We start from the raw sequence: 14,910 nt of genomic DNA, 5'->3' as shown, positions 1-14,910 counted from the left end.
TGCAATGCGATGAAAACAGGAGGGGCGGCCGATCGGCCGCCCCTTCTGCTTGCAGGTGATTCCCTTTCAGCTCAGGCGCACAGCGCCTGCATGGCCTGCGCTGTGACCTCGACGATCTGCCCATCCACGATGTGGACGCTGCGACCCGCGCATGCCGCCAGCTCCTTGTCATGCGTCACCATGATGATGGTCATGCCGCCCTGGTTGAGCTCACGCAGAATCTCCATGACCCCCTGCGACATCTGCGAGTCCAGGTTTCCGGTCGGCTCGTCAGCCAGCAGCAGGGCCGGCGTACCCGCGATGGCGCGGGCGATCGCCACGCGCTGCTGCTGCCCGCCCGACAGTTCGCCGGGATAGTGCGACATGCGGCTGCCCAGTCCGACCTGGGCCAGTGCCGAGACCACACGCTGCCTGCATTCGGCTGCCGCCATGCCACGGTAGCGCAGCGGCACCTCCACATTGGCCTGGATGGTCAGGTCCGGAATCAGGTTGAACGCCTGGAACACGAAGCCGATCTTCTCGTTGCGCAGCGCGCTGAGCGCCGCGTCGCGCATGCCGCCAACATCCACGCCGCCGATCGCGTAGTGGCCGCCGGAAAAGCCCTCGAGCAGACCGAGGATGTTCAGCAGTGTGGACTTGCCGGAGCCGGAAGGGCCGGTAATCGACAGGAAATCGCCCTCCTGCACCGACAGGTCGATGGAGCGCAATGCATGGGTCATGACTTCACCCACCTGGAACACTTTGCTGACGCCTTGCATCCTGAGCATGGGAATTCTCGCTTGCAGATGAAAGCAGCGACCGGCCAAGGCCGCTGCGGGACTCACAACGAACGGATGGCCGACACCGGCGCGATGGCCGCGGCACGCAGCGCCGGCAGCAGTACCGCCGCCTGGCCCAGCAGCAGCAGGATCACCGCACTCACCGGCAGGTACAGCAGTGGCAGGCGCGGCAGTTCGTAGAAGCGCATCAGGGTCAGGTTCATCGCGTAGGCCAGCAGAGCCCCGGCCGCGATGCCGATGGAGACAATCAGCAGGTTCTCGATCTGGAAATAGCGCATCACATCGGTGCGCGTGGCCCCCAGCGCGCGGCGGATGCCGATCTGCTTGCGACGTTGCTCCACCCAGTAACTGGCCAGTCCGACAATGCCCAGGGCAGTGGCAGCCAGTAGTGCGATGATGACACCGCCCAGCAGCCCCATCATGACCCGGTCACCTTCGAAATGGCGCTCGCGCAGTTCGGAGATGCGCCGGCTGCCTTCGACATCGAACACCACGTCCGGCGCGACACGGCGGATTGCCTGCTGCGCATCGCGCATCACGCGGTTCATGTCGCCGGCCTCGGCGCGCACCAGATAGCGGCCGGTCAGGCGCGGCCCCTGCGATGCGGGCACGATCACCGACCAGTCCGAGCCCTTGGCTTCACCGCGGCCGGGGCGGGATACGGCCATGTGCTCGACCACGCCGATCACCCGCAGCCGGGTATCCATCGCCCACAGGCTCTTGCCCACGGCGTTTTCGCCGGGCCAGTAGCGTTGGGCCAGCTCCTGGGTGACCAGCGCCGGGGGATTGGCCGGCACCAGTTCATCGGTCGGTGCGAACTCGTCCGCACCGGGCATGCGCCCACCGACCAGGTGCAACTGCAGCGCGTCCAGGGCCACGGCATCGGCCAGGTAGAAATCCAGAACACCGCCGGGCACCTGCTGGTCCTCGTCCAGGTTGACGCCGGCGCGTATACCCGGGCTGCCGAACGGCATGGCACTGACCAGCCCGGCCGCCGTCACGCCGCTCAGCCCCCGCAATGCACCAACGACCCGCGCGTTGACATCGTTGGCGCGCTCGGCATCGATGCCGTCGAGCTGGATCACCCCCAGCCGTGACTCGTCCAGGCCACTGACCAGCTGCATTGCAGCGTTCCGCTCGATCATCAGGAAGATCGCGTTGCACAGCACGGCGCAGGCCAATGCGATCTCCATCGCGATGAGGAAGGTCGCCAGGCGGTGCCGGCGCAGGGCCGAAAGTACGATGCCGATCTGCATGGTGGTTCCTCTACAGAAGCTTCAGTTGGGCGATGGGCTGGACCGCACTGGCACGGATCGCGGGAATCAGGCTCGCCAGCAGGCTGGCCAGCACCGACAGCGCCAGGGTGAACAGCAGCATGGTGGTATCAAGCCGCGCCAGGTCCGCATAGGCCACCGGCTGGCTGCGCACCGCGCTCAGGCCGAGCCAGGTCAGCAACAGGCCCAGCGTGCCACCCAGTGCCCCCACCAGCGCGGCCTCGACCACGCACTGCAGGAAGATCGCCGCGCGGCTTGCGCCCAGTGCGCGACGCAAGCCGATCTCGCCGCTGTAGCGCAGGAACTTCGCCAGCAGCAGACCGACCACATTGGCAATGCAGATCCCGAGGAAGGCGAAGGCCAGGATGGCCTGCAGCTTCACGTCGCTGGGTACCACCTGGTTGAAATCGAGCCACTGCATCAATGAGCGCAGCCGCGTGTTGTCGGCGTGGCTGATCCGGCCCAGGGCCTTCTGCTCAGCGGCATAGTTCTGCAGGAACCGCTGATAGGCGGCCACCTTGGCGGCGCTGTCCAGCTTGACCCACAGGTGTACCCAGACACACGGCGCGGTCTGCAGCCGGCCGCGCTCCTCCGGCGTGGACCAGCAGGTGAACGGCACGAAGTCGCCGTCATTGATCTCCAGGCTGGAGGTCAGCGGCATGAACAGATCATCGGCCGAGGCGAAGAAGCCCGACGTGTTGCCGCCGCTGAAGCGGCCGCCCCGCACCTTGTAGAACAGCGGCGAGGGCCGCCAGGGCGCGAGCACGCCCACGATGCGCATCGCGGTGTCCTTGACCCGCAGTGTCTGCCCCACACTGTCGCCCCCACCGAACATCTGCTCGTTGAGCTCCGACGAGATCACCACCACACGTGCGCGCGCGTCATCCTCCTCGCGCGACCACCAGCGTCCATGCGCCAGCGGCACCGCGAACATCGTCGCGAAGTCGGTGGTGGTGGAGATCGATGAGCGGATGACCGGTGGCGCGCTGCCCTGATCGGGCCGCAGCTTGACCGGATTGGTGACCAGCAGTGTCTGCCGGTCCGCGCGCCCGGACGACCACAGGTCGTAGGCCGAACGATAGTCCAGCACGTCGTACGGCTCGCGGCCCTTCGAGTTCGGGTTGGCATCCAGCTGGGGGTAGTAGAGGTCACCGCTGCGCCCGGGCAAGGGATCGCCGGACAGCAGGTAGACCACGGTCAAGGTGGTCATGCTGGCCCCAATGCCCACCGCGATGGCCAGCACCATCAGGGCGGTGATGGCCTTGCTCCGCAGTGTATTGTGCAGCGCCACCTGCGCGCAGTAGACCAGCCTGCGCATGCCCGCACCCTTTTCTGCACCCTGTATCGACTTCATGTCATGCCTCTCCCCGGACGTGCACGGGCGTGACCCGTGCCGGTTGCCACATGGACCTGCCAAGTTCGTGTACGTGATCGAATCGGGCGCGGTAGGCCTCGGCGCCGTGCATGATCATCACCAGCATGCGGCCATGGCTGCGTGCGAAGATCGCGTCCATCGCAATCTCGCGGCTGGCCGTATCGAGGTTGGCGACCGGCTCATCAAGAATGTAGAGGTCGGCGTCCTCGCCCAGCACCATCGCCAGGGCGATCTTCTGCTGCTGCCCTGCCGACAGGGTTTCCGGCAGGCTGTCGGCGATCCCGTCGCCGTCCATCCCCAGTCGCGCCAGCAGCACCGGATCGGCGCCGAGGTCGCGCACCTTCAGCGGAGGGAACTGCAGAGGAAGCGTGATGGCGCGGATACGCGCCGGTCGCAGCAGCTGGCCGGCGACGGGCTGGAAGTACCCGGCCAGGACGTTGGCCAGGGTCGTCTTGCCGCTGCCATTGTCGCCAATCACCAGTGCACGTTCACCGGGTGAAAGGGCCAGGGTGAAATCCGAAAACACGGGAGTGGCGCCGTAGCCGTAGCCGATCGACGTCGCCAGCAGACCACCCTCGATGTGCGTGGCCGACGCCGCGGCTGCCGGCGCGGTCATGAACTCCGCCACCCGCACCACCACCACACCGTGGCTGTGCATCTCGGCAATGTTCTTGAAGATGCCGATGAGCGTCGTGGCTGAGCGCCAGAAGGCGTTCATGAAGGCGATGAACGAACCCAGTGTCATCTGTTGGCGGAACACGAACAGTGCGCCGACGAAGATCGAGCAGACATCCGAGATCACCATCGTCAGGTCGCTCGCACCCTGCAGGGTCCTCACCACCCTGAAGCGCTGGTAGGTCGAATCCAGCACCTCGCGCAGGCTGCGGTCATGGGCCTGCACCGTCCTGGGGCCCAGGCCGAACGTGCAGACCATCTTGAAGGCAGACACGGCCCGGGTCAGCAAAGAAACCAGTTCGGCCTCGCGGTCACGCTCCACCACGGTCAGCTCGCGGATGCGTCGGCCGACCAGCACGCTGACCGTGGTGGCGATGGGAATGATGGCCATCAGCACCAGGAACGCACGCCAGGAGATGATCAGCAGGGCTGCGATCAAGGCGACGAATGTCACCGCCTGGGTCAGGGTGGTGCGTGCGACCGACAGCATCGGCACCACGCCATCCTTCACGTCCGAGCGGATCCGCGCCACATAGTAGCCAGCCCCCTTCTGCACCACCTCGTCATAACTGCGGCCATAGTAGGCGGTCAGCAACGAGGTCCCGATCCGCTCCACGATGCGGTTATCCACGCGCTGCTGCCACAGCGCGCAGCTGTAGTTGCCCAGGTTGGTCACCAGGCACAGCAGCAGATATGCACCGGTAAGCAGCAGGAAGCGATTGAAATCCTGCCGGCTGGCGGCCTCGTCGAAGATCGCGCGGATCAGCAGCGGATGCAGCAGCCCGCCCAGTCCGCCGAACATCGCGGTGGTGGCGGCCACCGCAAGGTAGCGCCCGCGGAGGGGGCCGAGCAGGATCGCGAAGCTGGCGAGGATGGCGCGCACACTGTGCCGCTGCGCGGTCTGCTCGCGCTGAAGTGGCTGTCCGGCCGGGTGCGGGCGCGCATTCATGCAACCGCCGCCTGCCCCACCCCGGCTGCGTCCACTTCCCGTACCACCGCGCCATGCACATCGAGTGCATCCAGGAAGAACTCATCCGGCGCCAGCGTGTCGTACCGATGCAGGGCGCGGATCACTCCGGCGATGCCGGTACCGTGGTCGAAGGAAATGCGGAACAGATTCTCGCCCGGCACCGCCGCCATTCCCTCCTCCTCCTCGAACAGATACAGATCGACGATGCCCTGGTACGGTCGCTCCGCCATCTGCAGGTACCTCGGGTCACCGGAGTAGAGATGGGCGTCGACAAACACATCCAGCATGCCCGACAGGCCATACAACAGGCCGCAGAAGCCGGAATACTTGCGATGGAAGTCATCCACCAGCCGATTCACGTCCTGCCACAGGCCGTAACGGATCGCGACCTTGGCGATGCCCGCAGTCCCCTGCTCCAGATAGGGTTCATAGGTGTTGACCTCTTCCGGTGAGCTGGGGAAGGTGGTCACCCCGGTCTCCAGCTCGAAGCCGTAGGAGAGATCGTGTCGCAGTGCCTGCTCGCCAAGCACGCGCCATGCCGGATCACCACTGAGCTGCGACAGCCTCAGCAGGAACAGCGCCACGCCGGCCTGGCCGTAACCCATGCCGATGCGGACGCCACCTTCGTCCTGCCAGTAGGCACCCCGCTCTCCGTGGTGGACGGTGTCTGCAAGCCGCCGCGCCAGCGACAGCGCCCTGTCGAGATGCCCGGGCAGGCCGGTCGCGTGATGCATGGCCAGGTGCGCCATTCCGATACCCGCCATGCCGTGATACAGCGAGTGATGCGCATGCAACAGGTCACTGCCGTCAGCGCTGTCGAGCAGGCTGCGGGCCAGTTCCACCTCGCCACGCAGCAGCGCCGACCAGGCGATGCCGGCAAGGCCGGTGAGGAACCCCGGCGGTAGCGATGTGCGATCCAGGGCCTGCAGCTCCTGCGCATAGCGCTCCATCACCGCCGGCGACGGCTGATGACCCACCCCATGGAAGGCGTGGATCACACCGGTCGCCCCCAGACCAAGGCTCATCGTGTTGGTGGAGTGCGAGAACGGATCAAGTGGGAACAGCGTCCGCTCCGGCTGCAGCCGGCTGTGTGCATCCATGAACGCGAGCAGCCGCCGGATACACTGGCGCGGCGCCGGCAACGGGCGCTGCGGCGACGAGAACGGCGCCTGCAGGGTCGCCGGCTGCTGCAGCAGCTGTGCGGCCTCTTCCAGGTCGATACGGTCGTCCACCAGCGCCTGGATGACCTCGGCCACTGGCGTGTGCTGCCAGCCGATGTCCTCCATCATCACCGGCAGCACCTTCTGGAACAGGTCGGTGCGGATGTAGGCCATGGCCATCAGCGGGAACAGGCAGTAGAACATCACCACTGCGGTCGCGTAACGGTCATCCCTGAAACAGCTGGCGCGCTTGCGCCCTTTCATGATCCGGCGGAATCCGGGCGTGTGGATGTCATCCCACTCATCGCTGCCGTCCAGGAACGCGGCCTCCAGATCGATCAGGCGCACACGCATGTCGCTGCGGTCGACCATGATGTTGGACGGCGAGATGTCACCGATCACCACTCCCATCTTGTGTGCGCGGTCGACCGCGCGAAGCAGACCGGTGAAGATGGTCACGCACATCCCGTAGTAGTCACTACCATCGCGTGCGCTGGGACGGGCCTTCATCAGCGGCGAATGCTTGAGCATCAGCTCGCGAAGATCGAATGCATCCAGGCGCTCTTCCACCAGATAGCTGTTTTCCCAATCGGTGAATGCTTCCAGGCAGCGCGGCGAGGCGCCCACCGGGCCCAGCAACTCCAGATTGCGTCGTTCGCGTGCCAGGCGGCTGGTGGCGTCGAGCCCTTCCCCGTGCATTTCCACATGGGGCCGCGCCTCCTTGATGACCACTTCCTCCCCGGTGACCTGGTCCAACGCCAGGTAGACCCCGCCCGTGTTGGAGAACCCAAGCGCGGCCTGCACCTGATAGCGGCCCTCCTTCAACGTCATCTCGCCGGGATCATCCTCGCTGGGGAACGGGTCGGTTTCCCAGGCAGGCACCTCGAAATAGGGATTGCGCAGGTCGGGAACATGGCTGCCGTCGGGCGCGACCAGCATCGGCACCTTCTGGCCGATGAAATCAAGCCGGTACACCTGGCGCATGCCGCCATAGCGGTAATACAGGCAGCGGCAGTCCTTGTAGCGTCGATCGGACAGGATGTACGAGCCATCTTCGTCCTTCAGCGCCCCATGCAGCTGCTCGATGAAGCGCGTGAAGACCGCAAGGTCCAGCGGATAGAGCGTGATGAACTTGCCTGAGCCACCGCGTGGCCAACGCTTGGAGCTCATCATGCGCATCGTGTTCATGTCATTTGCGAACTTGAACTTCACGCGCTCGGCCAGGGCCATCCGGGTGACGGTGCGCAGCACCCGCTGGCAGTTTTGCTGCGTGGCTGAAACGTGGATCTTCCAGCCTTGCGGCGGCAGGTTGCCGGCGACCGGGTCGCCATGCGTCGCCAGGTGCGACCAGACACCGATGCGATGGATCGTCCACGCCATGCCGGCCGCCTCGATCTCCGCTTCAACGATACTGCGGAAATCCTCGCTGGGCCGGTACTGGTTGTAGCTCAATTCGTAGAACCGCTCGTCGCCCCCCACATAGGCGGCCTTGTCCATGTGGCGTGCTTCACGCAGTGATCGTTGACGCGCTGACATCGTCTCTCCCTGGTCGGTTCCACGGCTCATTTGCCCGGTGCACACATCCGCGAACGCCTCGCACATGCGCGATGGATGCATTGCGGGCGCTCCAGCCTGCAGGCATCGCAAAATGCGGAATGCGGATTCCCTGCCTGCTTCATTCGTAAGCACGGCGTGAAATCCGCCGGCTATCGCTGCAATGCAGCCGCCCGGAATGTCCCTGCAGATCGATGATTGCCACCGTACCTTGCCGCTACATTGCGCAGGCGATTCTCATTCCACAATTGACTTGACTCATTCCAATCGGCAATGCCATTTTCCATCCGCCACGTATAGACCGGGGTTCTTCAGCAACTGCAACAGGGCTTTGAGATTGCGTGGTGCAATCGCGCAGTGAATCATTTCATTGCGTAACGCGTGGGAGGCACGCATGCCTCCCGATCCCATGTACGACTAAGGAGAGTTGATATGAATCGCGTCCTGAATCTGCAGCGCCTGATGATCGAAAACCAGCAGGAAAACCTGGGCAACAGCTGCAGCAGCTCCGACAGCAACTGCTGCAACGGCTAAGCCTCTCCGGCTTGCCTGAGGTGGTGGTGCGCGCCCACCACCTCGACATCTGCCACAGCGTGATGCACCGCCACGTGGCAGGTCTCCATACGACGTAGAGATCGCTTGGCAGGCAGCCGTCCGCTGCCCGCGCTGCGCGTCCTGCATCTGCCAATGCCAGGACAGGCATCCCGGGGGGGGGATGATCAGCCAGCTGCAGCACGTGCTGCAGCCGTGACCATTGCTCGGCCCCGCTGCGACCTCACCACCATGACGGACGCTACGCAGTGCGCCTGCACGCCCGCCGGATCCAGCAATCAGGAAAAGACGCAGCATGCGCATCCTCGTGGCCATGGACGACGCCGAACTTGCACAGGCGCTTCGCAACGTATTGCAGAGCCGCAACATGCTGGTGGACCTCGTGGCAACCTGGTCACTGGCCAAGGCCGCGGTACAGGCCGTGGAGTACCGCGCCCTCATTCTCGACCGCTGGCTGCCCGAAGGCGATTCACTGAAGCTGGTGCAGATCGTGCGCGGCTTGCGTACCTGGCTGCCCATTCTGCTGTTGGGGCGCCACAACCACGCTGCCGACTGCATCGCCTGCCTGGATGCCGGTGCCGATGACTACCTGCCCACGCCGTTCGAGTTCGACGAACTGGCCGCGCGGCTGCGCGCGATTACCCGGCGCCTCGACGCTGATGCCGGCCACATTCTGAGAATCGGCAATTTCACGTTCGATTTTTCCAACCGCATGGCATTGGTAGGCGGTGCGCCCCTGAGCCTGCCGCGCAGCCAGCTGCTGCTGCTGGAAGCGCTTTGCGCCCGCCAGGGCCGGATCGTCCGCCATGAAGTGCTGAGTGCTGCCGTGCACCTGGCCGGCGCCGACGGCGGTACCACCGTGTTGGATCCGCACGTATCACGCCTGCGCCGTGCCCTGCGCTCGGCCAGTGTCAGCATCGAGTCCAAGCGTGGGCTGGGCTACATGCTGAACGACGACGCGGCCTGATCAAAGGCCATCGGCGCGGGCCGCAAATGCAACAGCCGGGGCGGTAAACCGCCCCGGCTGCCAGTCCCGCTGATTGGGCCGACCGCTGCGGTCAGGCGGCCTTCATTGCGTGCTTTCGCGCACGCATGACGTTGTGGCACTCCTGCACTTCCGGCAGCAGCTGGGTCACTTCCTGGCGCACGGCCGGCGGCAGCTCGTTGTCCTGCAGCACATCCTTGAACGCGCCCAGCAGGCGGTCCTCGGATTCTTCAAGTTCAGCCACGTAGCCATAGTTGGTGTCACCGAAAGCGGCTCGAACCTTGCCGTAGAACTGCTGCATCGAACCGACCACGGTGCCATGTTCGGCCGGCTTGCCACCGCTGGCGGCCACTGAGCCGCTCAACGCCGCCACGATGCGGCCCTTGACGCCAGCGATGCGGGTGAACAGTGCCGACAGCTCGGCATCCTTGACCTTGGTGGCCGCTTCTTCATAGAACGACTTGCCATCGCGGGCGATTTCGATCAGGTCGTTGAGGCGATGTTCGATGGTGGACTGGGTGCTCATGGCGTCGCTCCTGTGTGCTCGAAAGTCAGTGGAGAATGGCAGTGCATCTGCATTGCCTTCGACCCCACTGTGTGCAATCGCGTGTGCCAACCAGGTGAGCACGAATTGATGCACGCATCACCATGCGAAACACCTGCTGACTTCGTCATTTCAAGCATCGTCGGCTTTCACGGAATCTGAGCGCGTTGCACGCGTTACCACGGTGCGGTGACGATGATCAGAGTGACCAGCAGCGCGATTGCCAGGATCACCAGCAGCACGTGCCATTGCTTCCAGGTGGGTCTCGGCTTTCCAGGCGTATTCATCGATGGGCTCCTGCGCGGGCGGGGAATGGGGTTGCCAGACTGAAGCGCAACGGCATCGCACAACGTCGACGTGAGGTGCACGTTTCGTGCAGACCTTGCTGGAATATCGGGCCGCATCGGCCTTCCGCACCCGTGCTTGGCGGCATATTCAGCAAGTACCACACCCGACACCGCCAGCAGGCTGCCACCCAGCACCCCATCCGCTGAGTGACTCACCCAGCAGCATCACCGCCAGTGCGGCGGTCACGATCGGCACCAGGTTGAAGAATCCCGAAACGCGCGCCGCGCCCAAGCGCGAAAGACCGGTCATCCAGCTGAGGGGCGCAAGGATCGATGCACACACCGCAGCGAAACCGAAACAGCCCACCGCGGTCAGGTTGTTCACTCCGGCAGCTGCACCGGCAGCAGGATCAGCGATGCCGCCGTGGCCTGCAGGAACAGTGACTGCAGCACCGTCAGCGGAATCTTCCGGCGCTGCATCAGCACGATGCAGGCGGCAAATGCACGGCCGAATCCGTGGCCGAGAACGCGCAGCGGCCTCACATGAGCGTGCGCACGCTGGAGCGCATGGCGCGCAGTGAACCGGGCATGTCACTCGGCGACTGGCGTGGGCGTGTGAAGTTCGTGCGCGCCACCGAGGCGCTGTGCACACGCAAGCCGATCAGCCGCATCGCCGGGGAGCTTGGCTATTCAGGCGTCAGCGCGTTTGCCGAAATGTTCAAGCGGCACGCGCAGTGCACGCCCGATCAGTATCGGGAGCAGCATCGGGCCGGGTGAAGGCCCGCATCGAGGGCTGTCGATTTCCCGCCCCGTCGCTCGTCGGAACAGGAAAGGCAGGCCCATCGGCCTGCAGGAGCGCTCCAATGCCACCGATCCTCACCGCCTTCGCCACCTCCCCCGACCGCGGCCAGGGCCTGGCCCGTGACATGCGCGTGCGCTGGGCGCTGGAGGAACTGGCCGTGGCCTATGACGTACAACTGCTCAGCTTCGCCGAGCTGAAGCAGCCCGCGCACCTGGCACGGAATCCGTTCGGGCAGATTCCCACGTGGCAGGAGGGCGACCGGACCCTGTTCGAATCCGGCGCCATCGCCCTGCACCTGGCCGAACAGCACCCCGGCCTGCTGCCGCGCGATCCGGACGCCCGCATGCGCGCGATCATGTGGGTGTTCGCTGCGCTGAACACGGTGGAGCCCCCCATCGTCGAGCGCTCCATGGCTTGGGTGCTTGAGCGCGAGCAACCCTGGTACGCGCAACGGCTGCCAATGCTCGATGAGCGGGTCCGGACGCGGCTGGCCCAACTATCGACGTGGTTGGCCAGGGCAACGTGGCTGGACGGCGAATTCAGCGTGGGCGACCTGATGATGGTCTCGGTGCTGCTGCGCCTGAAGAGCAGCGGCCTGCTCGACGAGTACCCACAGGTCGCCGCCTATGTGGCCCGGGCCACGCAGCGGCCCGCCTACCAGCGTGCGTTCGCTGCGCAGCTGGCGGTTTTCCAGGACGCCTAGCGCTGCGCCTCCTCCCAGGTAACAAGGGGCCAGCAGTCACGCAGGCCCCATGCGTTACTTCAATCGACGCGATCTCCAGTTCAGGTAACCCCGCCAGCCAAAGGGAGCACTAAAAAGCGCAACCGCGCCGCACGCCAGCAGACCGTTGAACATCCAAGGGGTCAGCTCCGGGGAACCTGCCGACATGGATGGAAACACGAACCCGCATAGCAGTGCTCCCACAAAGGAAGTACCGAATATGACCGTGGAACCCAGGCCTGGTGAAACTCGCATCGATCTATTCCTCATCAGTTCCGGTTGCAGGTCACCTTGACCTCGGTCAGCCTGATCGTGCTGGTGCAGGTGACAGACTGATTGCCTGCCCCCGTCACCGGGACACCGATGTTGTTGAGCGCATTGACGAAGCTTCCCATATCGGTGGCATTGCCATTCGGGAATTCGAAGCGATGCGTAACGCCGCCTCGCCCCTCGCTCAACTGTGTAACGCTAAGCGGAATGGAGTTACCGAACCTGTCCTTGTAAAGGAGGGCGTTGGGCTCCCAGCGACGGTTGATCATGCTGTAGTTGTAGGAAGCGGTAGACCCGTCAGCATAGCGGATCTTCTGCGGCGCCCAGACATCGATGCCAAGCGAGTACGCGCCAGAAGCCAGGTAGATGTAAGTCTCGAAACGCTGCCCCAGATGCTGGCTGACCGCATCCCTTCTCTGCGGATTCTGGATGTCATCGTACACATTGGTCGGGTAGCCGGGCTCAGACAGGCTGATCACCGATTGAGCGACTATGCGCTTGAACTGAAGATAGTTGATCGCCGGTTGCTCGACCGGGAGCTCGTCGATGATGACGAAGGGTTCGCAATCCATCGCGCCGGGTTCCATTTTGTCGCAACGGATGCCGCCTTCACGATCACGCATGACGCTGAACTTTCGTGCCATGTTGCCCGATGGATTCAGTATGTAGAGGATCCTGTGCGACGGCATGCTTCATGAGCATCGCGCGCCACACGCGATGTCACTACCGCTTTGAAGGATTGAGAGCGCTTGCCATACCCGGCACTTCTCCCGCAGCGACGACACTGTCAGTGCAACCTGCGCCGGCAGGCGGCCTGCACCAGCATCAGCTGCGCCACCAGGACCAGCATCGCGCAGCCCGACAGCAGCCACGGATCGATGTACCACTGTTCGTTGAAACTGAAGTCGCCGGCGGAAATGCGCTTCCAACCGTTGAAGTGCTGCATCGCCGCCACCACGAACGCGAAGGCGCCCGCGCTGTACGACAGCCAGGGCACGACGATGCCGCCCGGGCGCGCGAACAGCGTCAGCAGGCCCAGCACGCCGATGACCGTGCGTTGCACGCGGCAATATGGGCAGACATAGGCCATCCCGCTCCATTCCACCGCCCAGGCCAGAAGGCTGACCAGCACGGCCGCGGCCGCGGCGATATACAGCATCGTGGGCGTGATCGTCCTGCCTGCATCGTGTGCCATCCCGCGCTCCTTCGTTCAAAGACCCCGGCAGGGTAGCAGCGTGGCAGGTTCAATCCTTCTTGAAGACCGTGCGCTTGCCGATCGGGCTGCCCTTGCGCGCCGTCGGTCGCGCCAACCCGGGAATCAGGAAGTCGGTGACCTTGTGGCCCTTCTGGATCCTGGAAGCGAGCCAACGCGGCATGCGCCCGCGGCCGGACCAGGTCAGCCGCTTGTATTCCGGGTCTCGGTATTTGGCGGCCACTTTGCCGGTTCTGCGCCGTGCCGGTTTCCGGCTGGGTGCGCCCGCTTCGATGGCTTCATCGCCAAAGAGTTCTTCGAGGGTATATCCCGCTTCCGCCGCGGCGGCTTTCAGCATACGCCGCACCGCGCTGGCAGGACGGCGGTTGGAAATCAGCTGCTTCCGCTGTTCAGCGGCAACCACCAAGGCGCCCAGCTCCCGCAGGCTGAGCGATTCAATATCGATCGTCATGCTGGAAAGGTCTACTGCCGCGCGGCGCCTGTCAAGGCGGCTTGCCCCCGCGTAGACACGGGCTTCACTGCGGGTGGGCTCCGATCGCCTTCGTCGGCCATCCCCGAGGACATCCCTGTGAGCACCTCATCGCATTCGCTTGCCTACCTGCTTGCGCGCATCCTGCTGATGGCGCTGTTCCTGGTCTCCGGGCTGGGCAAGCTCGGCGATCTCAGCGGCACCCAGGCCTATATGGAAGCCATGGGCGTGCCCGGCATCCTGCTGTGGCCAACGGTCGCCTTCGAGATCGGCAGTGGCCTGTCCATCCTGCTCGGCTTCCAGACCCGGCTGGTGTCGATCGTGCTGGTGGGCTTCAGCCTGGTCACCGCTTTCATCTTCCACCACAACTTCGCCGACCAGACCCAGCAGATCATGTTCCTGAAGAACCTGGGGCTGGCCGGTGGGTTCCTGCTGCTGGCCTGCACCGGGGCCGGGCGCTACAGCATCGACGGGCGCGGTCGGCGCGGGTAAGCCTCGATTCGAGGTGTGCACGCGCTGGCGGCGAAGTTCGGCCTCTGGCGCCAGCGTGTGGATCACCTTGCCCTGTGCATCCAGGAACTCGATGGCACCGTAACCCTCGGCCGTGAGGGTCCGGCCACGTTGAAGGCGCGCGTGTACTGCAGGCCATCGATGATCGGCGCCGGCGTCTTGACCTGGGTGATTCGCCAGCGTCGGACGCGAATGCCGGAACGCATTGCGATGCAGCCAGAACGAAGGACGTACAAGCACTGCGCATCATGCGATCTCCTGTCGGGATCGGAATCAGCATCCGCACGCCAAGCATGCCTGTGGTCGACGACCCCGCGCGGTGACACCGGCATGCTGGCGATGGGTCGACACCATTCCGCATCGTCACTCGAATTCTTAACTCTTCAGAATTCGACCAAGCCACCTTTGTCCCAGATGGCCCACAAGACAGCATGATGGCGCCCTACGGATTCAGGAATTTCGTTCATCTTCATGCGTGACATCGGACAGTTCTACGTAATCAGCGTCGAGGGAGTGACGCGGGCAGACGGCACCCTGCTGCAGGTCACCCGAATCGATTGCTCCTGCATCAAGTGTTCCTGGCAGTTCAGGGCCATTCCCAACCATGGCCTTGTCGATCTCGACGGTGCGGCTGCCCTCAGTTGCCCAACCTGCGGCAATCACCAGTCAGTCAGCCGCGCACGGCTTGAAGAGCTCAATCGACGCAGCGACGAATAGCCTGCACTTCAACCATCCATCAACACAGCACCGACACGACCGATACCCGGTGG

Annotated in this window: 15 protein-coding genes and 1 pseudogene; 6 read left to right on the top strand and 10 right to left on the bottom strand. The window is 64.4% G+C overall.

Features of this window, described 5'->3' with window-relative positions; translation table 11 throughout:
- Positions 1–71 precede the first annotated feature (71 nt).
- From VG556_RS16500 to lanKC, 5 genes are read right to left on the bottom strand one after another with little or no spacing between them, the layout of a single operon-like run.
- Positions 72–767 carry an ABC transporter ATP-binding protein gene (locus VG556_RS16500; protein WP_032958346.1) on the bottom strand — a complete coding sequence of 232 codons (696 nt, stop codon included), beginning with the start codon at positions 765–767 and terminating at the stop codon, positions 72–74.
- Positions 768–820: 53 nt separating this feature from the next.
- On the bottom strand, positions 821–2,035 hold the full coding sequence (locus VG556_RS16495; RefSeq protein ID WP_032958343.1) for an FtsX-like permease family protein: 1,215 nt from the start codon (positions 2,033–2,035) through the stop codon (positions 821–823).
- 10 nt (positions 2,036–2,045) lie between these two features.
- Complete coding sequence (locus VG556_RS16490; RefSeq protein WP_414616584.1) at positions 2,046–3,407, bottom strand: ABC transporter permease; 1,362 nt, start codon at positions 3,405–3,407, stop codon at positions 2,046–2,048.
- 1 nt (position 3,408) lies between these two features.
- The gene (locus VG556_RS16485) at positions 3,409–5,052 is read right to left on the bottom strand and encodes an ABC transporter transmembrane domain-containing protein (protein ID WP_014648531.1); all 1,644 of its coding nucleotides are present in this window, start codon (positions 5,050–5,052) and stop codon (positions 3,409–3,411) included.
- Positions 5,049–7,769 (bottom strand): class III lanthionine synthetase LanKC, encoded by a 2,721-nt coding sequence (gene lanKC, locus VG556_RS16480; RefSeq protein WP_100450663.1) that lies wholly within the window; start codon positions 7,767–7,769, stop codon positions 5,049–5,051. Before lanKC ends, VG556_RS16485 begins: the two co-directional genes overlap by 4 nt.
- A 450-nt stretch (positions 7,770–8,219) precedes the next feature.
- Between lanKC and VG556_RS16475 the strand changes: the two genes are divergently transcribed.
- A complete protein-coding gene (locus tag VG556_RS16475) occupies positions 8,220–8,321 on the top strand; it encodes a class III lanthipeptide (protein ID WP_014038605.1) in 102 nt (33 codons plus the stop codon).
- 313 nt (positions 8,322–8,634) lie between these two features.
- The gene (locus VG556_RS16470) at positions 8,635–9,306 is read left to right on the top strand and encodes a response regulator transcription factor (RefSeq protein WP_032958333.1); all 672 of its coding nucleotides are present in this window, start codon (positions 8,635–8,637) and stop codon (positions 9,304–9,306) included.
- Between the two features lie 91 nt (positions 9,307–9,397).
- On the opposite strand, the gene VG556_RS16465 is transcribed toward VG556_RS16470, so the two are convergent.
- Positions 9,398–9,850: a PA2169 family four-helix-bundle protein gene (locus VG556_RS16465; protein ID WP_014648535.1), complete on the bottom strand. Its 453-nt coding sequence runs from the start codon at positions 9,848–9,850 to the stop codon at positions 9,398–9,400.
- 453 nt (positions 9,851–10,303) lie between these two features.
- Positions 10,304–10,540 carry an EamA family transporter gene (locus tag VG556_RS16460; RefSeq protein WP_227864594.1) on the bottom strand — a complete coding sequence of 79 codons (237 nt, stop codon included), beginning with the start codon at positions 10,538–10,540 and terminating at the stop codon, positions 10,304–10,306.
- 122 nt (positions 10,541–10,662) lie between these two features.
- Here VG556_RS16460 and VG556_RS16455 point away from each other — a divergent pair.
- A pseudogene (locus VG556_RS16455) lies at positions 10,663–10,932 on the top strand (helix-turn-helix domain-containing protein); the annotation flags it as partial.
- Positions 10,933–11,018: 86 nt separating this feature from the next.
- Positions 11,019–11,660 (top strand): glutathione S-transferase family protein, encoded by a 642-nt coding sequence (locus VG556_RS16450; protein WP_100450664.1) that lies wholly within the window; start codon positions 11,019–11,021, stop codon positions 11,658–11,660.
- A gap of 287 nt (positions 11,661–11,947) precedes the next feature.
- Here VG556_RS16450 and VG556_RS16445 read toward each other — a convergent pair whose 3' ends face one another.
- The 3 genes from VG556_RS16445 to VG556_RS16435 form a co-directional block, all read right to left on the bottom strand.
- The gene (locus tag VG556_RS16445; RefSeq protein WP_227864596.1) at positions 11,948–12,571 is read right to left on the bottom strand and encodes a hypothetical protein; all 624 of its coding nucleotides are present in this window, start codon (positions 12,569–12,571) and stop codon (positions 11,948–11,950) included.
- Positions 12,572–12,735: 164 nt separating this feature from the next.
- A complete protein-coding gene (locus VG556_RS16440; RefSeq protein ID WP_049404777.1) occupies positions 12,736–13,143 on the bottom strand; it encodes a hypothetical protein in 408 nt (135 codons plus the stop codon).
- Between the two features lie 49 nt (positions 13,144–13,192).
- On the bottom strand, positions 13,193–13,612 hold the full coding sequence (locus tag VG556_RS16435) for an H-NS family nucleoid-associated regulatory protein (RefSeq protein ID WP_041863852.1): 420 nt from the start codon (positions 13,610–13,612) through the stop codon (positions 13,193–13,195).
- Positions 13,613–13,729: 117 nt separating this feature from the next.
- Here VG556_RS16435 and VG556_RS16430 point away from each other — a divergent pair, with 117 nt between their 5' ends.
- Both VG556_RS16430 and VG556_RS16425 read left to right on the top strand, forming a co-directional pair.
- On the top strand, positions 13,730–14,122 hold the full coding sequence (locus VG556_RS16430; RefSeq protein WP_100450665.1) for a DoxX family protein: 393 nt from the start codon (positions 13,730–13,732) through the stop codon (positions 14,120–14,122).
- Positions 14,123–14,611: 489 nt separating this feature from the next.
- A complete protein-coding gene (locus VG556_RS16425; protein ID WP_014648541.1) occupies positions 14,612–14,857 on the top strand; it encodes a hypothetical protein in 246 nt (81 codons plus the stop codon).
- Positions 14,858–14,910 lie beyond the last annotated feature (53 nt).

The sequence above is a fragment of the Stenotrophomonas sp. CASM106 genome (assembly GCF_049384825.1).
Lineage (GTDB): Bacteria > Pseudomonadota > Gammaproteobacteria > Xanthomonadales > Xanthomonadaceae > Stenotrophomonas > Stenotrophomonas muris.
Note: the sequence above shows the minus strand (reverse complement) of the source record. Positions and strands in the feature narration are given on the sequence as shown.